The organism is Streptomyces sp. NPDC006435 (assembly GCF_040612315.1).
Taxonomy (GTDB): Bacteria; Actinomycetota; Actinomycetes; order Streptomycetales; family Streptomycetaceae; genus Streptomyces.
The window spans coordinates 1-25,175 of the sequence record NZ_JBEXPY010000010.1; the positions used below are offsets into that span (position 1 = coordinate 1).

18 protein-coding genes and 1 pseudogene are annotated in these 25,175 nt (G+C 72.7%); 12 read left to right on the forward strand and 7 right to left on the reverse strand.

Features of this window, described 5'->3' with window-relative positions:
• The 5 genes and pseudogenes from ABZZ04_RS13150 to ABZZ04_RS13170 all read left to right on the forward strand — a co-directional run.
• Window positions 1-851 (forward strand): annotated as a pseudogene (locus tag ABZZ04_RS13150) (serine/threonine protein kinase); the annotation flags it as partial.
• Window positions 852-1,164: 313 nt separating this feature from the next.
• Window positions 1,165-4,365 (forward strand): protein kinase, encoded by a 3,201-nt coding sequence (locus ABZZ04_RS13155; RefSeq protein ID WP_356932286.1) that lies wholly within the window; start codon window positions 1,165-1,167, stop codon window positions 4,363-4,365.
• Window positions 4,366-4,508: 143 nt separating this feature from the next.
• Window positions 4,509-6,194 (forward strand): serine/threonine-protein kinase, encoded by a 1,686-nt coding sequence (locus ABZZ04_RS13160; protein WP_356932287.1) that lies wholly within the window; start codon window positions 4,509-4,511, stop codon window positions 6,192-6,194.
• Window positions 6,195-6,431: 237 nt separating this feature from the next.
• Entirely contained in the window at window positions 6,432-8,060 is a 1,629-nt protein-coding gene (locus ABZZ04_RS13165) for a succinic semialdehyde dehydrogenase (protein ID WP_356932288.1), read from the forward strand.
• A gap of 96 nt (window positions 8,061-8,156) precedes the next feature.
• Window positions 8,157-9,989, forward strand: coding sequence for a GMC family oxidoreductase (locus ABZZ04_RS13170; protein ID WP_356932289.1), 1,833 nt, complete (start codon window positions 8,157-8,159; stop codon window positions 9,987-9,989).
• Window positions 9,990-10,098: 109 nt separating this feature from the next.
• Here ABZZ04_RS13170 and ABZZ04_RS13175 read toward each other — a convergent pair whose 3' ends face one another.
• Both ABZZ04_RS13175 and ABZZ04_RS13180 read right to left on the reverse strand, forming a co-directional pair.
• On the reverse strand, window positions 10,099-11,163 hold the full coding sequence (locus ABZZ04_RS13175; protein ID WP_356932290.1) for an LAETG motif-containing sortase-dependent surface protein: 1,065 nt from the start codon (window positions 11,161-11,163) through the stop codon (window positions 10,099-10,101).
• A 681-nt stretch (window positions 11,164-11,844) separates the two neighbouring features.
• On the reverse strand, window positions 11,845-12,198 hold the full coding sequence (locus ABZZ04_RS13180) for a chorismate mutase (RefSeq protein ID WP_356932291.1): 354 nt from the start codon (window positions 12,196-12,198) through the stop codon (window positions 11,845-11,847).
• A gap of 381 nt (window positions 12,199-12,579) precedes the next feature.
• Here ABZZ04_RS13180 and guaA point away from each other — a divergent pair, with 381 nt between their 5' ends.
• The 4 genes from guaA to ABZZ04_RS13200 all read left to right on the forward strand — a co-directional run bounded on the left by guaA (window position 12,580) and on the right by ABZZ04_RS13200 (window position 17,207).
• Window positions 12,580-14,166: a glutamine-hydrolyzing GMP synthase gene (guaA, locus tag ABZZ04_RS13185; protein WP_148838766.1), complete on the forward strand. Its 1,587-nt coding sequence runs from the start codon at window positions 12,580-12,582 to the stop codon at window positions 14,164-14,166.
• Between the two features lie 207 nt (window positions 14,167-14,373).
• Window positions 14,374-15,174 carry a class II aldolase/adducin family protein gene (locus tag ABZZ04_RS13190; protein WP_356932292.1) on the forward strand — a complete coding sequence of 267 codons (801 nt, stop codon included), beginning with the start codon at window positions 14,374-14,376 and terminating at the stop codon, window positions 15,172-15,174.
• 113 nt (window positions 15,175-15,287) lie between these two features.
• Window positions 15,288-16,556 (forward strand): hypothetical protein, encoded by a 1,269-nt coding sequence (locus ABZZ04_RS13195; protein ID WP_356932293.1) that lies wholly within the window; start codon window positions 15,288-15,290, stop codon window positions 16,554-16,556.
• 111 nt (window positions 16,557-16,667) lie between these two features.
• Window positions 16,668-17,207 carry a DoxX family protein gene (locus tag ABZZ04_RS13200; RefSeq protein WP_356932294.1) on the forward strand — a complete coding sequence of 180 codons (540 nt, stop codon included), beginning with the start codon at window positions 16,668-16,670 and terminating at the stop codon, window positions 17,205-17,207.
• An 18-nt stretch (window positions 17,208-17,225) separates the two neighbouring features.
• Here ABZZ04_RS13200 and ABZZ04_RS13205 read toward each other — a convergent pair whose 3' ends face one another.
• The 3 genes from ABZZ04_RS13205 to ABZZ04_RS13215 all read right to left on the reverse strand — a co-directional run bounded on the left by ABZZ04_RS13205 (window position 17,226) and on the right by ABZZ04_RS13215 (window position 20,174).
• Window positions 17,226-17,813: an XRE family transcriptional regulator gene (locus ABZZ04_RS13205; RefSeq protein ID WP_356932295.1), complete on the reverse strand. Its 588-nt coding sequence runs from the start codon at window positions 17,811-17,813 to the stop codon at window positions 17,226-17,228.
• A gap of 737 nt (window positions 17,814-18,550) precedes the next feature.
• The gene (locus ABZZ04_RS13210; protein WP_356932296.1) at window positions 18,551-18,814 is read right to left on the reverse strand and encodes a hypothetical protein; all 264 of its coding nucleotides are present in this window, start codon (window positions 18,812-18,814) and stop codon (window positions 18,551-18,553) included.
• On the reverse strand, window positions 18,801-20,174 hold the full coding sequence (locus tag ABZZ04_RS13215; RefSeq protein WP_356932297.1) for a PspC domain-containing protein: 1,374 nt from the start codon (window positions 20,172-20,174) through the stop codon (window positions 18,801-18,803). Before ABZZ04_RS13215 ends, ABZZ04_RS13210 begins: the two co-directional genes overlap by 14 nt.
• 240 nt (window positions 20,175-20,414) lie before the next feature.
• Here ABZZ04_RS13215 and ABZZ04_RS13220 point away from each other — a divergent pair, with 240 nt between their 5' ends.
• Entirely contained in the window at window positions 20,415-21,713 is a 1,299-nt protein-coding gene (locus tag ABZZ04_RS13220; RefSeq protein WP_356932298.1) for a PspC domain-containing protein, read from the forward strand.
• Window positions 21,697-22,392, forward strand: a complete 696-nt coding sequence (locus ABZZ04_RS13225) for a response regulator transcription factor (RefSeq protein WP_148838773.1) — start codon at window positions 21,697-21,699, stop codon at window positions 22,390-22,392. The genes ABZZ04_RS13220 and ABZZ04_RS13225 overlap by 17 nt, the downstream gene beginning before the upstream one ends.
• Before the next feature lie 73 nt (window positions 22,393-22,465).
• On the opposite strand, the gene ABZZ04_RS13230 is transcribed toward ABZZ04_RS13225, so the two are convergent.
• Entirely contained in the window at window positions 22,466-23,230 is a 765-nt protein-coding gene (locus tag ABZZ04_RS13230) for a GNAT family N-acetyltransferase (RefSeq protein ID WP_356932299.1), read from the reverse strand.
• A gap of 122 nt (window positions 23,231-23,352) precedes the next feature.
• Window positions 23,353-24,417 (reverse strand): NlpC/P60 family protein, encoded by a 1,065-nt coding sequence (locus ABZZ04_RS13235; protein WP_356932300.1) that lies wholly within the window; start codon window positions 24,415-24,417, stop codon window positions 23,353-23,355.
• Between the two features lie 357 nt (window positions 24,418-24,774).
• On the opposite strand from ABZZ04_RS13235, the gene ABZZ04_RS13240 reads away from it, so the two are divergent.
• A complete protein-coding gene (locus ABZZ04_RS13240; RefSeq protein WP_356932301.1) occupies window positions 24,775-25,128 on the forward strand; it encodes a hypothetical protein in 354 nt (117 codons plus the stop codon).
• Window positions 25,129-25,175: the final 47 nt, after the last annotated feature.

Consider the following 25,175-nt stretch of genomic DNA (forward strand, 5'->3'; position numbering starts at 1 on the left):
CCGGGCGGGGCGGCGGCACGGAGGCGGAGGCCACGTCGCCGGCCGCCCCGCCGCGCGCGTCCATCACGGACGTGGTGCCGCGCCGCACCCTGGCGATCATCGCCGCGGTGATCGCGCTCGTCCTGATCGGCACGATCCTCGCGCTCACGCTCGGCGGGGACGACAAGAACGACGCGGGCGGCGACAACGGCAAGGACGACAGGTCCACCTCGGCCGGGTCCTCGACGGCCACCGGGGGCTCCTCCACGGACACCGACAGCGGCAACGGCGGGAGCAGCGGCAAGGACCAGGGCAAGGACCAGAACGGCGCCCAGGGCACGGACAAGGGCAAGGGCGACGGTTCGGCCGAGGGGGCGGACGGCTCCAAGAAGGGCGACAAGCCCGGTGACGCCCTGCCCGCCGGGTTCCGGAAGGTCACGAACAAGCGCTTCCACTTCACGGTGGCCATGCCCGAGAACTTCCGGTTCGACACGACGGCCGGCAGCAACTCCGGGGCGATCTACAACGTCGACGGCGGCTTCCCGCGCATCCAGATCGACTACACCGACTCGCCCGGTGGTGACGCAGCCGCGGCCTGGAACGCCGCGAGGGCCGCCGTCGCCGCCACCAGCAGGGGCTACCAGCACTTCGGTATCAAGAAGGTCGAGTACAACGGCTACCCGACCGTCGCCGACTGGCAGTTCGAGCGCACCCAGCAGGGCAAGACGGTCCGGGTGCTCAACCGGGGCTTCAAGATCGACGCCACCCACGGCTACGCGATCATGATCAGCTGCAAGGCGGACGAGTGGAACGGCGCGGAGTGCCGGGAGCTGCGCAAGGTCGCGTTCGACACGTTCAAGCCCGTCGACTGACGGGACCGGCGGGACCGGCGGGACCGACGGGACCGATGGGACCGATGGGGGCGGCCGAGGCGGTCGGTCCGGTCGGGCAGGCGGAACTCGCGGCTCCGGTGGAACCGGACGATCCGGCCGGTCCGTCTGACTCCGCGGGGAATGGGGCCGGGTTGGACCGACCCCGGCGCGTGGCCGTCACGTGCCACGTATCGTGAGAGCCTGAAGACCGTACGCAGCCGGAACGATGGGTCAGTTGCACGGTGGGCGACCGCAATTGACGGGTTGATGCGGTCCCTCGTGGCCGGGGGACAACGCGCTCTGGGGAGGCGTCGTGGACGACTACGCGGGTCGGGTGCTTGCCGACCGCTACCGCCTTCCGTTGTCCCGGTCGGACGAGTACGAACCGGTCGAGACCCGGGCGTTCGACACCTACAGCGGGCAGGAAGTCCTGGTCCGGCAGGTGCCGTTGCCCGAGGTGGTGGACGCCGAGGTGCTCGGCGCCGACGACCCGGTGCCGACCGGTTTCCGGGGCGCCGGAGGGGCGGTGCGGCAGCCGGCGGACCCGGTGGTGCGGCGTGCCGTCGAGGCGGCGCAGGCGGCGGCCCAGGTGCCCGACCACCCCCGGCTCGGCCAGGTCTTCGACGTGTTCGCCGAGGCGGGTTCGCTCTGGATCGTGAGCGAGTTCGTCGCGGCCCGCCCGCTCGCGAGCCTCCTCGCGGAGCGCCCGCTCAGTCCCTTCCGGGCCGCCGAGATCGGCTCCGACGTGCTGGCCGCGCTGCGGGCGCTGCACGCCCACGGCTGGACCCACCGGAACATCACCGCCCGCACGGTGCTGATCTGCGACGACGGCCGCGTCATGCTGACCGGCCTGGCGGCCGGGGCGGCGGAGGAGGCGCTCTGCGGGTACGTGACCACGCCGCGGCCCGACGACGAGGACGACGACCACGACGACGGGTACGACGACGGGTACGACGACGGGTACGACGACGGGGACGGGTACGGCCACGGCGGGTACGACCGTTCCGAGGCCGGGGTGTTCGCGCCGCCCCGGCCCGCCGTGCCTCCGACGCCCGCGCCCATGGCCGAGGTCCCGGCCTCGCGCGGCCGGATGGCGATAGGGACGGGCCGGGAGGACGACGGTCCGTACGACGGCGACGGTGACGACGATCCGTACGCCGACGACCCGTACGCGGACGCGGACGCGGACACGGATGCCGACGACGATCCGTACGCCGATGATCCGCACGAGGACGACGACCGCGGCGATGACGGCCGCTCCGGTGACGTGCGCTCCGGTGACGTGCGGAGGGGAGCGGCGCCCGGTCTGCCGGGTGATCTGGAGGCCGTGCCGCGCCCGGTGAGCCACGCCTTCCCGTCCGCCCCGTCCAGGGACTTCACGCAGTCGCGGACCGGGCACTCCGACGCGATCGTCGCCTACCGCGAGGGCGCCCGCGCCGGCGCGCGCCTCAGCGAGGACCGGCGTCGTGCCGAGGTGGAGGACACCGGCGGCCTGCCGGTCCAGCGCCACGCGGACACGGACGCCGACGCCGACACGGACGCCAGTGCCGACACCGGTACCGGCATCGGTGCGAAGGGGATCGGCACCACCACCGGGACGACGGCCCCGTACGCCGGATCCCCCTGGTCCAAGGGCCCGTACGGCGACGACATCCCGCACGCCGAGGACCCGTACGACGACGAGGACGACGGGCGCGTCCACGACGAGGACATCCACGAGGCCGAGAGCGTCCACGAGGCCGAGAGCGTCCACGACGCCGACCGTGACCACGACGCCGACCGTGACCACGACGCCGACCGTGACCACGACGGGGACGGCCGCACGCCTCCGGGCCCCGCGTCTCCCCCTCGGCGGGCGTATCTCATCGGTTCGTGGAACGACGGGCCCGGAGCGGGGCGCCCCGTTCCCGCCGGAGGATCGGGGCAGGACGCGCTGCGGGCCGAGTCCCGGCGCGGCGGCGGTGTGCCGGCCCTTCCCGCGAACCTGCCGGAGCAGCACTCGGCGGGCCGCTGGGACGAGGACGACGAGGACGGCCGCACGGGCTCCGGCTACCGGGGCCCCGCCACCCCCCTCGCCGCCGAGCGCGCCCGGCAGACCCGGATCGCCGTCGTGGGCGCGGTCACCGAGCGCTGGGCGCCCGAGCAGGCCGGCCCCGTCCACGAGAACTGGCAGCTGGCGCCGCCGATCGGCCCCGCCACCGACCTCTGGGCGCTGGGCGCGCTGCTCTACCGCGCCGTCCAGGGCCACGCCCCCTATCCCGAGGAGAACGCGGCCGAGCTGGTGCAGATGGTGTGCGCCGAGCCGCCCGCGTTCGCCGAGGAGTGCGGTCCGCTGCGCCCCGTCGTCGAGTCGCTGCTGCGCCAGGACCCCACCGAGCGGCCGGACTTCGAGGAGCTGAGCGGCTGGCTGCGCTCCCTGGTGCGTTCGGCGCCCGAGCCCGAGGCCGGGCTGGACGTCGTGCCCCTGCCGGCCGCGGACAGCGCCCGGCTCCCCATCGTGCGCCGCCGGGGCGAGCTGGTCCGCCGTCGCCGCGGTCGCAACGCGGCCCACGGCCGTCACCGCCACACCAAGAACAGGTCCGGCCGGCAGGCGCAGCCGGAGCAGCAGGACGCCGGGCTCGACCTGCTGGGCGGATTCGACCGGCAGGACCACTACGACCGGCAGGACGGGTTCGACCGGCCGGACGGGCCCAGGGCCGAGCGGGCCCCCAGGGCCGAGCGGGCCCCCAGAACCACCAAGGCCCCCAAGGCACCCCGGGCCACCAAGGCCCCCAGGGCGCCGCGCGAGCCCAAGGCGCTGCGCACCCCGCCCCGGTCCGGCGAGGGCCGGGCGCCGCGCAGGCTCGGGCGGATGCTTCTGCTGCTGATACTGCTGGCCATGGTCGCCGCCATCGCGTACGCCGTGATGTTCATGCCCAGGTCGGACGACGAACGGGGCAACGGCTCGTCGGGGCCGGGGGTGTCGACGTCCGGTTCGCCGGAGCCCGGCACGGGGGAGACCGGCGGCCAGGATTCGCCCGGTTCCCAGCAGCCGCAGACCAGCCGTTCCGCGGTCGCGCTCGCCCCCGGCTACACCCTGCGCAAGGACGCCGAGGGCTTCGAGGTCGGCGCGCCCAAGGACTGGCGGCGCACCCCGGCCAACGCCGACCGTCAGATCCGTTACGGCGGCGACGGTTTCAGCCTGCTGATCGTCCCTGGCCGTGACACGGTCGAGGCGAGCGGCGGCGACCCGCTGGCGTACCAGGCCGACAAGGAGCTGGAGCTGCAGCAGTTCCGCGACTCCGAGTGGTCGGGGTCGAGCGGGCTGCGCCGGATCGACGTGGGCCGACAGGCCATGGCGGAGGGCCAGTTCACCTGGCAGGACGCCTCGGGGCGCGAGGTGTACGCCCGCAACCTCGTGATGATCGTCGAGGGTCGCTACCACGTCATCCAGGTCATCGGCCCGGAGGACCGGCGTGACAAGGTTTCGGACATCTACGAACAAGCCATCGCTTCCTACCGCGTGACGTCCTGACCCCGCTCCGTGCACCGGTCGGCATGTGACGGAGCGACAAGCATCACAGTGCGGTCTCGTGGGCGGTGCGAGGTTCCGTGGCCGCGCATCCGCTCCGTAATCTGGCATCCGAGGTACGGGGCGGGGACACGGGGCGGGGACACGTGGAGCGATCACAGGGCACGGAAGCGGGACTGTTGCTGGCCGGAAGGTACCGGTTGGGCGAGGTCCTGGGACGTGGCGGCATGGGCAAGGTTTGGCGGGCCCACGACGAGGTGCTGCACCGCACGGTCGCGGTCAAGGAGCTGACCGCCGGGCAGTACGTCGCCGAGGCGGACCGGGTCGTCCTGCACGCCCGGACGCAGAAGGAGGCGCGGGCCGCCGCCCGGATCACGCACCCGGGCGTGGTCACCGTCCACGACGTGCTCGAGTACGACAACCGGCCCTGGATCGTCATGCAGTACGTCGACGGTCCGTCACTCGCCGACGCGGCCAAGGAGTCCGGCGAGATGGAGCCGCGCGAGGCGGCCAGGATCGGCCTCCACGTCCTGGGCGCCCTGCGCGCCGCGCACGCGGCGGGGGTCCTGCACCGCGACGTGAAGCCCGGCAACGTCCTGCTCGCCGGGGACGGCCAGGTGCTGCTCACCGACTTCGGGATCGCCGCCATCGAGGGCGACTCGACCATCACCAGGACCGGCGAACTGGTCGGCTCCATCGACTACCTGGCGCCCGAACGGGTCCGCGGCGCCGACCCGGGCCCCGCCTCCGACCTGTGGTCGCTCGGCGCCACGCTCTACACCGCGGTCGAGGGGCGCTCGCCCTTCCGCCGCACGTCCCCGATCTCCACCATGCAGGCGGTCGTCACCGACGAGCCGCCGACGCCCGACCGGGCGGGCCCGCTGGCCCCCGTGATCACCGCGCTGCTCCGCAAGGAGCCGGACGAGCGTCCGACGGCGGCGGAGGCCGAACGGATGCTGCTGGACGCCATGGAGGGCCGCGAACCCGTGGCCGCGCAGGCGTTCGTACCGACGCAGCGGGTCACCGGCGAGATGCTGCACTCCCTGGGTCAGGACGGCACCGCCGGCCCCACGGCCCCCGTCCCGGCGCCCCGGCCGGCCGCCCAGCCGCCCGCCACGGCCCCGGTGGCCCGCCGCAGTCGCGGACGCTGGCGCACCGCGGTCCTGGTCGTCGCGATCGCGGCACTGGTCGGCGGCGGCGCGGGACTCGCCGCGATGAAGTACGGGGACCGCACGGAGAAGTCCATCGGGCAGACCGAATCGACCAAGGGCGCCACCGATCCCGGCAAGTCCAAGACCGATCCCGGCGAACCCGGGACCGACCCCGGCGCCCCGTCCTCGCCGAAGGCCGTCGACCCGGTGAAGGACGTGCCCGACGGCTGGCACCGGGTGGAGGACCCCGAGGGCTTCAGCCTGACCGTGCCCGACGGCTGGGAGCGCCGGATGGACGGCAACCAGATCGACTACACCCCGGACGGCGGTGTGCACTACATCCGGATCAGCATCGACCCGGCGCCCGACTTCGAGAACCCGTACATGCACACGCTGAGCCTGGAGAAGCAGCTCTCCGAGCGGCTTCCCGGCTACCAGCGCCAGACCCTGCACTCCAACACGTACCGGGACCGGCCGGGATCGCTCTGGGAGTTCACCTGGACCGAGACCAAGCAGCACCCGGGGCCCCGGCACGCGATCGACCAGATGTACTTCGGGGAGACGGGCGGACCCGAGTACGCGCTGTACATGACGGGCCCGGAGGAGGACTGGGAGACGACCCGGGCGCAGTTCGACACGATGCTGCGCAGCTGGCGGGCGCCGGGCGAGTCCGCCGACTGAGCCGGACCGGACGGCTTCGGCGGGACCGGGCCGGAGGCGACGGTTCCGGGCGTGTCGCGCCGGGCGGTACCGGTGCAGCCGGACCGGAGGGCTCCGGTGAAGTCGCGTCGACCGCCGGGGTGGAAGGCCGCTGATCAGGGGCTTTGTTGCCAGTGATCGCTGGCTTGTTTGTGAGGACTGTGAAAACCCGTTACCCACGGGTACCCAAAGTGTGCGGCTGGACGTACTCTCGCCCTCATGACGGACTCGCAGGCCTCCACGTCCACCTCCGCGGCCCAGCTCGGCACCAACCCCGTGGCCGCCGCCCCCGCAGGGGTGCGCACCGCCGCCGATGTGGTGACACCCGAAGTGATCGCCCAGCTCACCCGGGGCGTGGTCGGCTCGGGCCGCACGGCCAACCACACCCCCTTCACCGGGGAGAAGCTGGCCGACCTGCCGGAGTCCACCCCCGAGGACGTGGCGACCGCCTTCGAGCGGGCCCGAGCCGCCCAGTCCGCCTGGGCCGCGACCCCCGTCCGCGCCCGCGCCGCCGTGCTGCTCCGCTTCCACGACCTGGTGCTCAGCCGCCAGGCCGAGGTGCTCGACCTGATCCAGCTGGAGACCGGCAAGGCCCGGCTGCACGCCCACGAGGAGGTGCAGGCCGTCGCCGTCGCGGCCCGTCATTACGGGCGCAGGGCCGCCGCGTACCTGAAGCCGAAGCGGCACACCGGCGTCGTGCCGACCCTCACCAAGGTCACCGAGCTGCGCCAGCCGCGCGGCGTCGTCGGCCAGATCGCGCCGTGGAACTACCCGCTGGAGCTGTCCGTCGGCGACGCGCTGCCCGCGTTCGTCTCCGGCAACGCCGTCGTGATGAAGCCCGACACGGAGACCGCGCTGACCGCGCTGTGGGCCCGTGACCTGCTGATCGAGGCCGGACTGCCCGCCGAGGTCTTCCAGGTCGTCCTCGGCGAGGGCCCCGTCGTCGGCCCCGAGGTCGTCAAGCACGCCGACTACGTCTCGTTCACCGGCTCCACCCGCACCGGCCGCGAGGTCGCACAGGGCGCCGCGGCCCGGCTGGTCGGCGTCTCGCTGGAGCTCGGCGGCAAGAACGCCATGCTGGTCCTGGAGGACGCCGACGTGGAGAAGGCCGCCGCGGGCGCCGTCCGCGCCTGCTTCTCCTCCGCCGGGCAGCTCTGCATCTCCATCGAGCGGCTGTACGTCCACGAGTCGATCGCCGACGACTTCGTGGCCCGCTTCGCCGCCCGCACCAAGGCCATGCGACTCGGCAGCTCCCTCGCCTACGGCGCCGACATGGGCTCCCTGGTCGGCGAGCGCCAGCTGGAGACCGTCGACCGGCACGTCGCGGAGGCCGTCGAGAAGGGCGCCAGGCTCGTCGCGGGCGGGGTCGCCCGGCCCGACATCGGCCCGCTGTTCTACGAGCCGACCATCCTCGACGGCGTCGAGGCGCCGATGGCCGTGTGCACCGAGGAGACCTTCGGCCCGGTCGTCTCCGTCTACCGCTTCACCGACGAGGACGAGGTCGTCGCGCTGGCCAACGCCACCCCGTACGGCCTGAACTCCAGCGTCTGGACGAAGGACTCCCGGCGCGGCCACCGGGTCGCCGCCCGGCTGCGCACCGGCACGGTCAACATCAACGAGGGGTACGCCCCCGCGTACGGCAGCGTGCAGTCCCCGATGGGCGGCATGAAGGACTCCGGGCTCGGCCGGCGGCACGGCTCCGAGGGCATCCTCAAGTACACCGAGGCGCAGACCGTCGCCCAGCAGCGACTGATCCCGCTCGCCCCGTCCTTCGGCATGGACGACGAGAAGTACGCCGCGTTCATGAGCGCCAGCCTCAAGGCGATGAAGGCGTTCCGTCTGCGCTGACCCCGTTCCGTCCGCACCGCCGCCGGTGACGTCGCAGCGCCTTCCGTCCGCGCTGGCACCGCGGCACCTTCCGTCCGTTTCGCACCGAGGAGAGCCATGTCCCAGGACAGCCCTGCCCAGAATCGGCCCGCCGGCCGGGAAACGGCCGACGACGACGCCGCGTACGACTACGACGTGCTCGTCGTCGGCTCGGGCTTCGGCGGTGCGGTCTCGGCCCTGCGGCTGACCGAGAAGGGGTACCGGGTCGGGGTGCTGGAGGCGGGCCGCCGCTTCACCCGCTCCGAACTGCCCAAAAACTCCTGGGACCTGAAGAACTTCCTGTGGGCCCCGGCGCTCGGCCTGTACGGCATCCAGCGCATCCACCTGCTGGGCAACGTCATGGTGCTGGCGGGCGCGGGCGTCGGCGGCGGTTCGCTGAACTACGCCAACACCCTGTACGAGCCGCTCGCGCCGTTCTTCGACGACCCGCAGTGGAAGGACATCACCGACTGGCGCGAGGAGCTGGGCCCGTACTACGACCAGGCCAAGCGGATGCTGGGGGTCCGGCTCAACCCGACCATGACCCCGTCGGACGTCCATCTGAAGGCGACCGCGCAGGCCATGGGCATCGGCGACACGTTCCACATGGCGCCGGTGGGCGTCTTCTTCGGGGACGGCGAGGACGGCGACGGCTCGGCGAGGGCCCGGCCGGGCGGCGAGGTCGCCGACCCGTTCTTCGGCGGTGCGGGCCCCTCCCGCAAGGCCTGCACCGAGTGCGGCGAGTGCATGACCGGCTGCCGGCACGGCGCGAAGAACACCCTCAACGAGAACTACCTCCACCTCGCCCAGCAGGCGGGCGCGGTCGTCCACCCGATGACCTCGGTCGTCGCGGTCGTCGAGGACTCCCGGGGCGGCTACGCGGTCAAGACCCTCCCCACCGACAACCGGAAGAAGGGCAAGGGGCGTACGTTCACCGCCCGCAAGGTGGTCGTCGCCGCGGGCACGTACGGCACCCAGACACTGCTGCACCGGATGAAGGACACCGGCCTGCTGCCCCGGATCTCGCCCCGGCTCGGCGAGCTGACCCGTACCAACTCCGAGGGCCTGGTCGGCTCGCAGACCACCGACCGCCGCTACCGCAGGAAGCACGGGGCCGAGCGGGTCGACTTCACCCGCGGCGTCGCCATCACCTCCTCGATCCACCCGGACGAGAACACCCACATCGAGCCGGTCCGGTACGGCAAGGGCTCCAACTCGATGGGCGCGCTGACCGTCCTCCAGGTGCCGTACGGCGCGCACCGGGTGCGCAGGTGGCTGCTCGAACTGGCCAAGCACCCCGCGCTCGCCCTGCGTTCGCTCTCCAACCGCCGCTGGTCGGAGCGGACCATCATCGGGCTCGTCATGCAGTCGCTCGACAACTCCCTGACGACGTACCGCAAGCCCGGCGGCATCGGAAAGGGCCTGCTCACCGCCCGGCAGGGGCACGGTGCGCCCAACCCGACCCAGATCGAGGCGGCGACCCGGGGCGCCTCGCTCCTCGCCGAGGAGATCAACGGTTTCGCGGGGTCGAACGTGGGCGAGCTGATGGGCACCCCGCTCACCGCGCACTTCCTCGGCGGCTGCCCCATCGGCGCCACCGCCGAGGACGGGGTGATCGACCCGTACCACCGGCTCCACGGACACCCCGGCATCTCGGTGGTCGACGGTGCGGCGGTCTCCGCGAACCTCGGCGTCAACCCGTCGCTCACCATCACCGCCCAGGCCGAGCGCGCGATGTCCTTCTGGCCCAACAAGGGCGAGGCGGACCCGCGCCCGGCGCAGGGCGAGGCGTACGAGCGGCTGGCCGCGGTCGAGCCGTGCTCGCCGGCCGTGCCGAAGGAGGCGTTCGGCGCGCTGCGGCTGCCGTTCCTGGGCATGCCGACCGTCCCGCCGAAGAAGCCGCAGCCGTAACGGAAGCAGCTGTAGTGGAAGCAGCTGTAGTGGAAGCAGCCGTGACGGCCGAAGGGGCTGCACCCCCCTCCGAGTGCAGCCCCTCCGTGCTCACGATGATTCGGACGTGTCAGGCGCCGGCGTCACCGTTCCTGCGGCGCCGCACGACGAACATCGCGCCCGCGCCGAGCACCACGGCCGCCCCGCCCGCGGTGGCGAACACCGGCAGGGCGGAGGACGAACCGGTCTCCGCGAGGCTGCCGGTCACCCGGCCCGTCCGGTTGTCCGCCGGCTTCGTGGACGGGACCGGGGCACGCCCGCCGGTCTGCGGCGTGGAACCGCTTCCGCCCGCCTCCACGATCTTGAACTTGTACGCCACGTCGGTGACGCCCTGGCAGTCCTTGTCGCCCACGTACAGACCGGCGCCGAGGGTGAAGCCGGAGCCGACCGGGGCGCTCGACCGCACGTTGATGCGCAGCGGGATGTCCACCTCGTAGCCCGCGGGGATCTCGTCGGACTGGCCGACGTAGCCGACCGCGCGGCCGTCCTCGCTGAGCTCCTCCCACGTGCCGGTCTCCGGGTCGAGGGCCTGGAGACGGACCTGCTTCGAGCGGAAGAGGTCGTTGCCCGCCTCGTCGGAGGAGGCGCCCGCGAAGTAGTCGACGTTCTTCACGGTGGACTTCGAGGAGTTGTAGACGTTCATCTTGAACTTGTGCCAGCCGCTGCCCCGGGCGATCTTCCCGGGCAGGCCGTTGATGGAGGTGTCCAGGTCGGACGTGGCGCACTCCGTCGGGTCCGCCGGGTCCTCGGAGCCCGAGGGGGACGGGGACGCGGAGGCGGACGCGGAGGCCGAGGCGCTCGCCGAGCCGCTCGGGGTCGCACCGGGCTTGTCGCCCGGGGCCGGGTCGGTGTCCTCGCCCTCTCCCTCGCCGGAACCGCCGGGCTCGCCGGAACCGCCGGGCTCCTCGCCCGTCTCCTCGCCGGTCTCCCCGGCGGGTGCGGAACTCGACGTCCCGGGGGTCGGCTGCCCGTCGGTCCCCGTGGCGTCGGAGCCGCTCGGCGAGGGGGAGGCGGTGGTCTCGGCGGCGGTGGTCCCGTCCGTCGTCACGGCGAGCGCGACCGGGGCGGCCAGGACCGCGGCGGGGGCGATGACTGCCGTGGCGGCGGCGAACGCCATGGCGCGGCGAAGCTTCATGGTGACCTCGGAAATGGGGCGTACCGCCGTGAGCGGCACGGGTTCGGACGGGCCCGCCGTGCCGGGGCACGGGGCGGGCCCGGGGTCTCGCATGGTTGACCCGTGATCCACCGCAATGGTTGTCCGGGCACTCACAGAACCCTTATGTGAGACCAATCACGCCCATGTGTCCCCAATTGCACCGATGGCCCACCCGGAGGTCGGGGGGCAGGAACCGGAGGGGGGAACGGGCTGTGGGGCCCTCGCCCCTGCGTCGGCGCCGGTGCGCGGTCCCGGGGCCGGAACGGACGAGGCCGGGCTCCGCGCGGGGCCCGGCCTGGTCCCGGTCCGTTCGGATCACGGACCGTCGTGATGGAAGCGGTCGGCTCCGGGCGTCCCCGGGCCGACCGCTCCTGGAGTGACCGGACTGCTGTCCCCTGCCGACCGGTCACACACGCTGGTGCGCGGTCCCACGGCGTGCCGGAGGCACGCCACACGCTCCAGCGGAGCCACGCGTGGTTTCTTTTCTTCCGGAGCCGCCCCTGGCTGGCACGGACATCGGGACCAACGAAGCCGCCGCGAACCCGGTCACGCGCCGTACGGGTGAGAGTCGGCCCGAACTGGGATACGTCGGAGTACCCCCGGCCCGCGGGCTGCCGCGACGAGCCCGCGGGGGCCGCGGGGCCACGGGAGTGCCGGGCGTCAGGCCCGGCCGCGGCACAGCTCCAGCAGGGTCATGGCGAGGGAGGTGCCGGGCTTGCCGAGGGCGTCCCGGTACTGGCCGAGGATCTCCATCTCGCGGGAGAGGTTGATGCGCCGGCCGCCGGAGGTGATCCGGGCCTCCTGGACGACCGCCGAGACGGCCATCCGCTCCTGGACGAGCCCGATGATCCGGTCGTCGAGGGAGTCGATGCGGGCGCGCGCGTCGGCGATCAGCGCGGCGGCCTCGTCGGTGTGCGCGCCCGTCCGTTCGGCGGCCGACGCCCCGGCCCGGGCGGGGGTCCGGGCGGTGGCGGTGCCGGCGGTGGCGGTGCTGGTGGGAGCGGTGCTGGTCATGGTGGTGACTCCTCGTGGATGTGGTCCCCGAGCCGACCGGTCCGTGAACGCCGAGACGCCCCGGGCCTTTCGGCCCGGGGCGCCTGGAACGTTGCTCGTCAGTGGATCAAGCAGCACGACCATGGCAGCCGGCGGGCCGGATGCCATAGGTAAAGACGAAGGTCGTGTGCTGACGCATGGCTTCAGTATGGCCCCGCCCGCGCGGGCGGACCAACACGGGGCCCGGATGCTGAGACGCCCCGCCCTCTCGCCGCTCCCCGCCGGTGTCCGGAGCGCCCCGACGACCCCGCGGGCATGACCTGAGCATGACGCCGGGTGGCTCGGCGACCCCGGTAGAATCGACAGAACCGACCCCTTTTTCCACCGCCGGAAGGCCGCCCCGTGCCAGCAGCACCCCCCGCCGCCGCCGACAGCACCACCGACGTGGTCCTGGTCGTCGACTTCGGCGCGCAGTACGCCCAGCTCATCGCCCGACGCGTCCGTGAGGCCCGGGTCTACAGCGAGATCGTCCCGTCCACCATGCCGGTGGCCGAGATGCTGGCCAAGAACCCCCGGGCGATCATCCTGTCCGGCGGCCCCTCCTCGGTGTACGCGGAGGGCGCGCCCTCCCTCGACCGCGCGCTGTTCGAGGCCGGGGTGCCGGTCTTCGGCATGTGCTACGGCTTCCAGCTGATGGCCACCACGCTCGGCGGCACGGTCGACGACAACGGTGCCCGCGAGTACGGCCGCACGCCGCTCACGGTCAGCAAGGCCGGCTCCACGCTCTTCGAGGGCACCCCCGCCGAGCAGTCGGTCTGGATGTCGCACGGCGACGCCTGCTCCGCCGCCCCCGAGGGCTTCACCGTCACCGCGTCCACCGACGTCGTACCGGTCGCCGCCTTCGAGAACGACGAGAAGAAGCTCTACGGCGTCCAGTACCACCCCGAGGTCCTGCACTCCACGCACGGCCAGCAGGTCCTGGAGCACTTCCTCTACCGCGGCGCCGGCATCGAGCCGAACTGGACCACGGGCAATGTGATCGAGGAGCAGGTCGAGGCGATCCGCGCCCAGGTCGGCGACAAGCGCGCGATCTGCGGCCTGTCCGGCGGCGTCGACTCCGCCGTGGCCGCCGCCCTGGTCCAGAAGGCCATCGGCTCCCAGCTGACCTGCGTCTACGTCGACCACGGCCTGATGCGCAAGGGCGAGACCGAGCAGGTCGAGAAGGACTTCGTCGCGGCCACCGGCGCCAACCTGAAGGTCGTCGACGCCAGCGAGCGCTTCCTGAAGGCCCTCGCCGGGGTCTCCGACCCGGAGGCCAAGCGCAAGATCATCGGCCGTGAGTTCATCCGCGTCTTCGAGCAGGCCCAGCTGGAGATCCTCCAGGAGGACGGCCCCGAGGTCGCGTTCCTCGTGCAGGGCACGCTCTACCCGGACATCGTCGAGTCCGGCGGCGGCACCGGCACCGCCAACATCAAGTCGCACCACAACGTCGGCGGTCTCCCCGACGACATCGAGTTCCAGCTCGTCGAGCCGCTGCGCCAGCTGTTCAAGGACGAGGTCCGGATGGTCGGCCAGGAGCTCGGCCTGCCGGACGAGATCGTCCAGCGCCAGCCGTTCCCCGGCCCCGGCCTGGGCATCCGCATCGTCGGCGAGGTCACCGAGGAGCGGCTCGACCTGCTCCGCGAGGCCGACGCCATCGCCCGCGAGGAACTGACCGCGGCCGGCCTGGACCGCGACATCTGGCAGTGCCCGGTGGTCCTGCTCGCCGACGTCCGCTCGGTCGGCGTCCAGGGCGACGGCCGCACCTACGGCCACCCGATCGTCCTGCGCCCGGTCTCCTCCGAGGACGCCATGACGGCCGACTGGTCGCGCCTGCCCTACGAGACGCTCGCCAGGATCTCGACCCGCATCACCAACGAGGTCGCCGACGTCAACCGTGTCGTGCTCGACGTGACGAGCAAGCCGCCGGGCACCATCGAGTGGGAGTGACCCCTTCCCGCAGACCGATGCCGATGCCGCCGCCCATCCGTCCGGGCGGCGGCATCGTCGCGTCCCGCCGGGAACCGGCAGCACCGCGATCGGCCGGCGATGGCGGCGGCGGGCGACGCCGAAGGCGCGGGCCCGTACCCCTGGCCACTTGTGGCGACCGGCGGTAACTTCCGATCCCGTACGTCCTGGGAGTCCCGAGGAGCCGCCATGTCCGAACCCGCCCCCGCCCCCGCGTCCGTCCCCGCCCCCGCGCCCGTACCCGTGGACCGGCTCCACTTCGCGATGCCGCCCGTCCACGCGTCCGCGGCCGACGAGCGCGCGCACCGCAAGGAACGGCTGGCCGGGGCGCTGCGGCTGTTCGGGGAGTACGGGTACGAGGACGGCGTGTCCGGCCACATCACCGCGCGGGACCCGGAGTTCACCGACTGCTTCTGGGTCAACCCCTTCGGGATCCCCTTCGAGGGGCTCGCGCCGGACGAGCTGATCATGGTCAACGGCGACGGGCAGGTCGTCGAGGGGCGTTACCACGTCAACCAGGCCGCGTTCGCCGTGCACGCCCAGGTGCACCGGGCCCGCCCGGACGTCGTCGCCGTCGCCCACACCCACTCCGTGCACGGGCGGGCCCTGGCCGCGCTCGGCGAACTCGTCGAACCGATCACCCAGGAGTCCTGCGCCTTCTACGAGGACCACGTCCTGTACGACGCCTACACCGGGGTCGTCGTCGACGAGGACGAGGGGCGCCGGATCGCCGCCGCGCTCGGCGGGCACAAGGCGATCGTGCTGCGCAACCACGGGCTGCTGACCGTTGGCGACTCGGTGGACGCGGCAGCATGGTGGTTCATCGCGCTGGACCGCTCGTGCCAGGTGCAACTGGCCGCGCGGGCGGCCGGGAAGCCGGTGACGATCGAGCATCGGGACGCGGTCGCCACCCGGGAACAGCTGGGCAGCGACCTGGTGGCGTGGATCAACTACCAGCCCCTGTGGCGCCGGATCAGTCGCACATTCTGACGATACGCGCCGTCGGTCCGCCCCGATGCGGTCCGAAGCCTCTCCGTGCGGCACAATTCGCAGCAATAACAGTCGAGTTGAATCGACCGGAGTGGGAAAGGGCGGCGTTCTCCGTGGCATTGGACGAGGCGAGTGCGGGCAGCACGCACACGGGCGGCTGCACGTGCGGTGGCTGCCCGCACGGGGCGCGCGAGGGACATCGGCGTGCGGTGGCCGCCTTCCTGGCCAGACGGGACGAGTTCGCGGCGGGCCAGGGCCTGCCGTCCGGGGTCGCCCACTCCGCGTCCGCGACCCGCCAGTGGGTCTCCGACGAGCTGACCCAGTCCGCCAGGACCGTCGCCGAGCGGGGCCGGGAGGCGGGTGACGCCTGGCTGTACCGGGTGTGGCGGCGCACCCTGATCGCGGTGTGGGGCGGTGTCGTCCTGCTGGTCGTCGGCGAGGCCGTCACCGCCGTCGGCGGGGGCTGGACCAACGCCCGTACGGCGGGGCTGATCGCCGGACTCGTCACCGCCGGGCTGCTCACCGGCGCCGCCCACGTCCACCGCGCCCGCGGCGGCCTCCTCGCCCCCGTGATCGGCGAGGACAACCGGCTCTCCACCTCCCGGGCGGTCGCCGCCTCCTGGGTGCTGCTCGCGGTCTTCTCGGTACTCGTGCTGGCGCTCCAGCTGGCGGGCGCCTCCGACCACGCCGAGCGGGACGAACTGATCGAGGGACTCGACCTGGCGAGGGGCGCCGGGGTGGTGACGGTGCTGGCGCTGGTGTGCGCCGTCGCCGTGGTCGTGCGCCGGGTGGTGACCGTACGGACCCTGGCCGGCCGGCTCCAGAAGCTGCGGGCCGTCCGGCCGCGCGCCGCCGACCTGCTCACCGACGACTCCGGGCGGGGCAGCTTCACGGACGTGCAGTACGTGCTGGTGAGCACCGTCGCCGTGCTGTTCGCCGCGGTTCGGCTGGCCCGCAGACCCGAGCAACTGCCCGACCTGCCCTGGGGACTGGCACTGCTGGTCACCGTCTCGGCGCTCGCGTACTTCGCCGGGAAGTACACGGAGGGCGGCCGTCCGGTGATCCTCTCGGTGGTGCGGGCCCGCGAGGCCGGGGACCTGGACGCGTCGGTTCGCACCGGCGACGACATCGAGATCCGCGGCGCGGGCTTCGTGCCGCCCGGCGCCGGGACGCCGGACCGGCTGGCCCGGCTGGTCGTCCGGATAGGGCGGGTCCACGTGCACGTACCGCTGATCCCGGTCACCGGCGGTTTCGCCAACCCGACGGACGGCGTCCTCACCGTGCCGGTGCCCGTCGAGGTCGAACCGGGGGTGGTGGAGGTGCAGGTCGTGACCGCAGCCGGGGTGGAGACGAACCGGGTCGAGATCGACGTGACGGACTGACCACCGCCCCTCGCCACCCGCCTGCCGTTCGGACGGCCCCACCGGGTGACCGGCGCGTGCACCGCGTACGTATCGTCTGATGGCGGGGACGACGAGAGGTGAGGTGGCCACATGCGGGATCACGGCTTGTACGTACGAGGTGCGGGCGGCCCGAACGGACTGAACGGATCGAACGGGGCGCACGGGATCCGCGAACTGGCGCGGCGGCACGCCCTGCTGCCGTTGCGGATCTTCCTCGGCGTCACCTTCGTCTACGCCGGGCTCGACAAGCTGACGGACGGCTCGTTCTTCCACGCGAGCGGCCAGGGCTCCATCGGCGAGACCCTGCACGCGGTGCGCGACTCGTCCGCGATCCCGGCCCTGGTCGACCTCGCGCTGAAGAGCCCCGGCGGCTTCGGCTACGCCATCGCCATCGGGGAACTCCTCGTCGGCCTCGGCACCCTCCTCGGCCTGTGGGCCCGGATCGCCGCGCTCGGCGGGGCGCTGATCTTGCTGAGCCTGTGGCTGACCGTCAGCTGGCAGGTCGAGCCGTACTACCTGGGCAACGACCTGGCCTATCTCATGGCCTGGCTGCCACTGCTCCTGGCCGGGGCACCCACGTTTTCGGTGGATGCCCTGCTCAAGGGACGCAGGCGGGGGAGTTTCCGTTAGTCCGGCGTCGGGCCGACATCAGGACCCGAGAGGGACGGGCACACCCCTGGACCACAGCTCCTCCGCGTGCTCGGCGAACCGGGAGAACATGCCGCCGTCCCCCTGCCGGCGCAGGTGCAGCAGGGGGGAGTCGTGGCCCACCAGCCGAGCCAGGTGGGGCGTCACCAGGGCCTCCGAGTCGAACCGGAAGACGGAGAGGCTGACATGGTTCACCGCGTCCTCGGCTGCGCTGTACCGGGTCTCCAGGCCGTCCAGGGGGCCGAGCTTGGCCAGTTCCCCCAATGTCATTCGGATGCGGGTGGAGACGGTCAGGGGTACGTCTTCGACGAGCTCACGCTGCCGTGTCACCTCTCCATCGGGATCACCCAGGAGGAATCGGACGCGGCAACCAGCCGCGGCCCTCTCCTTCAGCATCCCCGAGAAGTTGGGAAGCTGGGTCCAGAAGAAGTAGTTCGTGAAGCCGCACAGGGTGATCTCCGACTGTGCCGACCGGACCAGGTCGACCCACGCGGTCGACGGGCATGCGGACCGGTAGGGGTAACTGTGCACGATCTCCCGGTCGGTGCCGGTCTTGATCCGTTCCTTTACGACCGATGGCCACAACATCTCTTCATCCACTCCCAGGGCGCGGGCAGCGTCCGTGCGGTTTCTCGCGTGCGGTGTCAGATCTCCGTTCGAAAGCCATCGTTCCACCTGCTTCGGAGATACCCCCACTCGGTATGCCAGTTGTCGGGAGGACAGGTTCGCACCCTTCATGGCGGACCTAAGTGCGGCGTTCAAGTCAACCCCCCTGGCGTAGACGTTTGGGCCTTCTCCGAACCCTAGACCTCTACAGCCCAACTGTCCCTGCTCAGTGGGGAGATACGTCCCCCGGGGGGCGCCATGGTCGAGCCATGACCGAACCCACTCGATACCACGCTCCCCCCATCGATCTCCCCCTGGACCCCTGGCTCCTGGAAGGCGTGCCGGTCAGCGGCTGCAAGGTGTGCATGGCACTGGCCCGGGAACGCAAAGCCGCTCTCGGGCGCGGAGACATGAAATGGGCCTACGAGACCAGTCGTGAAATCCGGAGCCATCCCCACAGGGGTCGGCAGTGACCCGTTCCGTCGTCAGATTCGTGAACCACACCATCCGGCATGCCGAAGAGAGCGGCCGGCTGTTCGAGACGTTCTGCTCGACGCCCGGTTGCGAAGCCGGCAGCGGGCCACATTTCGACCAGGAGGCAGCCCAGGACTGGGCTCTTGCCCACACCGGCAGGAACCCGGAACACACACTGTTCCGGAGGCAGGTGACCGACCACGCGAGAGTGACCAGGGAGGCCTGAAGAGGGCCAGGCCTCCCGCCTACCTCGTGGCCCGGCCGCCACTCGTGCCGGCCGGGGCCGCTTCGTTCTCCGTGGATGCCCTCCTCGCGGCGCGGCGACGGCGGATCATGTAGTTCACCCAGGTCACGGTGGCGGCCAGCCAGAGGCCGCCGAAGAACAGCGGGAAGAAGAAGGTCCAGGGGGCGTTCCAGGAGCCCGCGGCGTCCGCCGCGTACCCCGCGGCCAGGGCGAGCACGACCACGCCCGTCACCGCACGTCCCGGACGGAACTCATGACGCAGCACGGGTGACCTCCACCTGTCCGATGCCGACTTCGAGAGTGAGCTCGACCGTGCCGGCCGGCTTGCTGCCCGGGGCCGGGGGCAGCGTCCGGTGTTCGTTCTGCGACGGCCTGATGTTCACGTCGACCGGCTGGTCGGCCGGTCCGTCGGCGGGACGGGCGACCGGCAGCGAGATGTCCCCGAGGGTCGCCCGCGCGGCCACCTCCACCGTCACCTCCTTCGGCACGACGACGACCACGCGGCCGGCCCCGACGTCCACCTTCGTCGTGACGGTGTCGCCCCGGGGGACCGTGATCCCGGTGAGGTCCAGCCGGGCCACACCGGTGCCCAGGTGGTAGTCGGACCGGACGGCGGACGCCGAGGCCGGGCGCCAGCCCTCGCGCACCCACTGCGTGGAGATCTCCTTGGGCAGCGCGGAGGCGCCCGCCAGCAGAACGGCCGTGATCATCGCCAGCATGACCGTGCCGAACCCGGTCCGGCCGAGGAACGAGCTGACCAGCATGCCCAGCCCGAACACCGCGAGTGCGGCGGCCAGGCCGAACTGCAGACTCGTGCCGAGCGGCTGGGAGTCCCAGCTCAGCCCCGTGCCCAGACCGCCCGCGATCAGCGCGAACAGGAACACGGGGCCACCGATCGGGACCGGCCCCCGGGTGCCGGGCTCCCGCCGGGGCACGCGGAACGGATTGTCCGGGTTCCCCCACGCGGGACGGGTCGACCGGCACGGCTTGCCAGGTGCGCCCTGCCCGTCCGGCCGGTCCGGGGGCAGCGCGTCGTCCGGACCCCACAGATAGCCGAGGCCCACCGGCCCCGTCGTGCCGTCCTTGACGATCGGGTCGCGCCACCACGACGGGCTGCCCGGCGACGGCGGCGCCTTCACCTCGGGGGGTGCGTCGGCCACCGCCTGCGCGGCCGCCGGGTGCAGCGGGTCCGCGGGCGCCACCGTCCTGCGCTGCTGCGTCCACACGGCGAAGCCCACGACCGCGAGCGACAGCATCGCGGAGAACGCCAGCGTCCCGCCGTTGTTCAGCATGGAGAGGAACAGCCCGCAGCCGATCAGCGCGAGGAGCACCGCGATCAGCGACGCGCCGTCCACCCGGCCGGACAGCAGCCGGCGTGCCTCGTTCTCCTCCTCGCCGTCCGCGGGGATCAGCAGCCAGGCGAAGCCGTAGAAGATCAGCCCGATGCCGCCGGTCACCGACAGCACGCCGAGCACGATCCGGAAGATGACCGGATCGACGTCGCAGTAGCGGCCGAGTCCGCCGCACACCCCGGCCACGACCTTGTGCCGAGGGCTGCGTCGCAGCTGCGGCGCCGGTTCGGGGGGCTGGGCGACACCGGGAGCGGCGTCCTGGGGAACGGTCATGGCTCCATGGTGACGGGCCGGACGCCGGTCCGGGACCCGCCCCGACCCTGGCCGATCCCTGATATTGGCCCCGAGGCCCTCGGGGCCCGGGACCTCGAAGGCCCCGGGAACCCGGCAGCCCGGGGCCCGGCCCGGTCGGCCCGGAACCGGAGCCCGCCGCTCCCCGGCGCGGGGCTCTCAGGGTCGAGTGGGGGACCGACCCTGATGCCACCACCCGCGCGGGCATGTGACGATCGATGCATGCCAGCCGCCACGCCCCGAGCCCCGGGCTCCCGCACCGCCGACCCGGACGAGCCGCCGCTGCGGCGGCTGTACCGCAGCGCGGACGGACGGATGCTCGGCGGTGTCGCGCGCGGCCTCGCCGGGCACATAGGGCTGCCGGTCGCCTGGGTGCGGTTCGTCTTCCTCGGCCTGTTCTTCGCGGACGGCCTCGGCGCACTGCTCTACGCCGTGTTCTGGATCGTCGTCCCGCTCGGCGTCGGCGGCGTCGAACCGCCGCGCTCGCTCTTCGAGACCGCCCCGGACGGCACCCGCCGGCTCCGCAAGCCCGACAAGGGCCAGGTCTTCGCCCTGATCGCGCTGTTCATCGGCGCCATGATCTTCGTCGGCAACGTCGACATGGGCAGCAAGGCCAACCGCTACATCTGGCCGACGCTGCTGATCGGCGCCGGTTCCGTACTGGTGTGGCGGCAGGCCGACAACGCCCGGCGCGCCCGCTGGATGGAGGTCGGCAGCCGCCGCCGGGTCCTGCACCTGGCCCGGGGCCTGGCCGGGGTCGCGCTGGTCGGCCTCGGACTGGCCGTCTTCATGGTGGTGCGCGGCTCCGCCGCCCAGCTCGGCAACGTCCTGACGGCGGCGATAGCGGTACTCACCGGCATCGCGCTGCTGGCCGGCCCCTACCTCGTGCGCATGACCCAGGACCTGTCCGAGGAGCGCACCATGCGCATCCGGGCCCAGGAACGCGCCGAGGTCGCCGCCCACGTCCACGACTCGGTGCTGCACACCCTCACCCTGATCCAGCGCAACGCGGAGGACGCCGGAGAGGTCCGCAGGCTCGCCCGCGCCCAGGAACGCGAACTGCGCAACTGGCTGTACAACCCCGAGGGCACCGGCAAGGACGAGGACGACGAACCCGAGACCCTCGCCGAGGCCGTCAAGCGCGCCGCCGCCGAGGTCGAGGACAAGCACGGCGTCCCGCTGGAGGTGGTCGTCGTCGGCGACTGCCCGCTGGACGAGAAGCTGGCCGCACAGATGCAGGCCGCGCGCGAGGCGATGGTCAACGCGGCCAAGTACGGTGGCGAGGGCGGCGCAGTGCAGGTGTACGCCGAGGTCGAGGGCCGCACGGTCTTCGTGTCGGTGCGCGACCGGGGGCCGGGATTCGACCTGGACTCCGTACCGGGGGACAGAATGGGCGTACGAGAATCGATCATCGGCCGGATGCAGCGCAACGGCGGCACGGCACGGCTGCGTTCGGTGCCCGACGGGGGCACGGAGGTCGAGCTGGAGATGGAGAGGGCGAGCGATGACCAGGACCACTGAACCGGGCGGGGACCCGGAACGCCGGGTACGGGTCGTGCTCGTCGACGACCACCGGATGTTCCGCACCGGCGTCCAGGCCGAGATCGGCCGCACCGAGGAGACCGGCGTCGAGGTCGTCGGCGAGGCCGCGGACGTCGACCAGGCGGTCACCGTCATCACGGCGACGCGCCCCGAGGTCGTCCTCCTCGACGTGCACCTGCCCGGGGGCGGCGGCGTCGAGGTGCTGCGCCGCTGCGCGCCGCTGATGGGCGCGGCGGAGAACCCGGTGCGGTTCCTGGCGCTGTCCGTCTCGGACGCCGCCGAGGACGTCATCGGTGTCATCCGGGGCGGCGCCCGCGGCTACGTCACCAAGACGATCACCGGCACCGACCTGATCGACTCGGTCTTCCGGGTCCAGGAGGGCGACGCGGTGTTCTCGCCCCGGCTGGCCGGCTTCGTCCTCGACGCCTTCGCCTCCACGGACGCGCCGCCGGTCGACGAGGACCTGGACCGGCTGACCCAGCGCGAGCGCGAGGTGCTGCGGCTGATCGCCCGCGGCTACGCGTACAAGGAGATCGCCAAGCAGCTGTTCATCTCGGTGAAGACGGTCGAGTCGCACGTCTCGGCGGTGCTGCGCAAGCTCCAGCTGTCGAACCGGCACGAGCTGACCCGGTGGGCCACGGCCCGACGGCTGGTCTGAGCCGCCGGGCCGCAGGCCCCGTCAGGCCGCCTGGTCAGGCTTCCTGGCCGGGAAGCTTCGCCGGGAAGTTTCGTCAGGCTGCCGGGTCGAGCGAGATGTTCAGCTTCTCGCCGATCCGGCGGTAGCCGATGCCCGCGTAGATCCGCTCCACGTCGGCGTCGCCCGGCTCCAGCCAGACCACCCGGCAGCCGCGTTCGAAGGCGGTCGCGGTGAGGTGGGCGGAGAGCGCGGCGCCGATGCCCCGGCGCCGGAAGTCCTCGGCGACGGCGAGTCCGGCCAGTTCGGTGAGGCCGTCGACGGGGACCGAGCAGCCGCCCGCGCCCGCCGGCGTGCCGTCGACGGTGGCGAGGGCCGCGACCCCGCCGCCCTCGACCGCCGTGCGCAGCCACCGTTCCGTGCCGTCCTCGGGCTCGCCCGTCCCGCCGTACCCGTGGTGCTGGACGAGCGCGGCGGCGGCGAACTCCGCGTCGGTGGCCGGTTCGGCGATCGCGAGGGCCTCCACCGGCTTCGGGGAGCGCAGGTCGCCGGGGGCGCAGGCCATGATCGGGGCCCGGTTCTCGACGGTGAACCCGGCGGCGAGCAGCGCGGGTTCGACCGCGGGCGCCCAGCCGGTCAGGAACTCCAGCCGCGGCAGCCGGTCGTGCTCGCGGAACGCCGTGATCAGGGCGTCGAGTTCGCCGGGCGTCGGTTCGGCGTCCTGGTCGGGTATGGCGTAATTGGCGTACTTGATGGACCAGTCGGGGTTGTACCGCACGGTGAACGGCCCGACCCGGAGATGGTCGGGGGAGCGCAGGGCGAGGGTGCGGGCATGGGTCTGGACATCGACGTCCATGGGCATGTGTGGGTGTCCTCGGGCCGGTTGGTCGGTGGCGGGTCGCTCCCGGCGGCGGGCCGACCCGGTGACGGTCCGACCCGGGCGCGGTCGCTTGACGGCGCCCGCTCCGGATCGGAATCGGGAGCCTATGCCACGCGCGTCGCCCCGGCGAAGGGCATTTGGTCGATCGGCGCGATCCGGACCGTCGATCCGGTGCGCGGCGCGTGGATCATCTGCCCGTTGCCGATGTACAGCCCGACGTGGCTGATCCCGGAGTAGAAGAACACCAGGTCGCCCGGGGCGAGTTGGGAGCGCGGGACGCGCTGTCCGGCGTTGATCTGGGTGTACGTGGTCCGGGGGAGGGAGACCCCGGCGGAGCGCCAGGCGGCCTGGGTGAGCCCGGAGCAGTCGAACGAGGAGGGGCCGGTCGAGCCCCAGACGTACGGCTTGCCGATCGCCCCGTAGGCGAACGCGACGGCCGCGGCGGCGCGGGCGTTCGGGGCCCGGACGGGGCCGCGCGCGGTGGCGCGGTCGGCCCGGGCGGCGGTGTCCGTACCGCCGGACCCGCCGTGGCCGGACGACTCCTCGTACGCGGCGCGCTCGGGCGGGGTCAGCCGGGCGAGGAGCCGCTGCGCGTCGGCCAGCTTGGCCCTGATCGTGGCCCGCTGCTTCTTCAGCTCGGCCTGTCGGGCGGCCAGCACGGTCAGCTTCCCGTCGGCCCGCGAGCGCACCTCGGCGATCCGGGCGACCTGCTTGCGGACCCGGTCGATCGCGGCGGCCCGGCGGTCGCCGACCCGGTCCACGAACGCCGCGCGCTCCAGGTACTGGTCGGGGTCGGAGGAGAGCGCCAACTGCACGGACGGGCTGATGCCGCCGGCGCGGTACTGCGCGGCGGCGTACGAGCCCAGCTCGTCGCGCGCGGTGTTGAGGCGCTCGGTGCGGCGGGCGGCCTCGTCGCGCAGGGCGTTCAGTTCCTTGGTCGCGGCGGTCGCCTTCTCCTTCGCGCCGTTGTACTTCTCGGTGGCGACCTCCGCGTCGTGGTACAGCCGGTTCACCTCGGCCTTGACCTGGGCGGGGGTGAGGTCGGGGTCGGCGTGGGCCGATCCCGGCAGCACGACGGCGGTGGCGGCGCCGGTGAGGGCGAGACCGGCCGCGGTGCGGGCAGCAGAGCCGGAGAACGGGCGCTGCTTGGGTTTTCGATGCGCTGCCACGAGGGCGTGCGTCCTTCCTGATGACTGCCCGTCGGGGACTACCGACGGGCCCACCGACGGACCGGCGACGGGGCGCCACGGGGGAGCGGCCCGCCGCCGGACCGCCCGGCGGGGCGACCGGTGCGCCGTCCGCGGACGGAGCGGCGATGGAGCCGGTCACCTCGTCAGGGACGCTAGACCCGGGGCACGGGCAGGAGTCGTAATGACGCTTATTGTCTTAATTTGGCGCGGCGATGTCGTCGAGTGATCGAGAAAAATGCACCAGAGTGAGGCATTGGGTACAGACACGAGTGAAGCAGCCGGGAAGTCGCACCTGCCTGCAGGGTGGTGATATGGGCGGGGCTAGGCTGCGGCCTCATGGACGTACTCATTCATGTCTTCGTCGCCCTGCACATCATCGGCATCGCCTCGCTGCTGGGTGGTTTCCTGACCCAGATGAAGGCGATGGGCGCGGGCACGGCCCGGTTCGTGCCGGCGATGCTGCACGGTGCGCTGACCATGCTGGTCACCGGCGTCGCGCTGGTCGGGCTGAACGAGGCCGACGGCGGCCACGTGAACAACATCAAGATCGGGGTCAAGACGCTGATCCTGGTCGCCATCCTCGCGCTCGTCTACGTCAAGCGGGACGAGGAGACGGTCGACAAGGGTGCCTTCGCGGCGGTCGGCGGCCTGACGCTCGCCAACATCTTCATCGCCACGCTCTGGACCTGAGCCGGCCCTGAACCTGCCCGGCCCCGGGCCCGCCCGGGGGCCCTGAG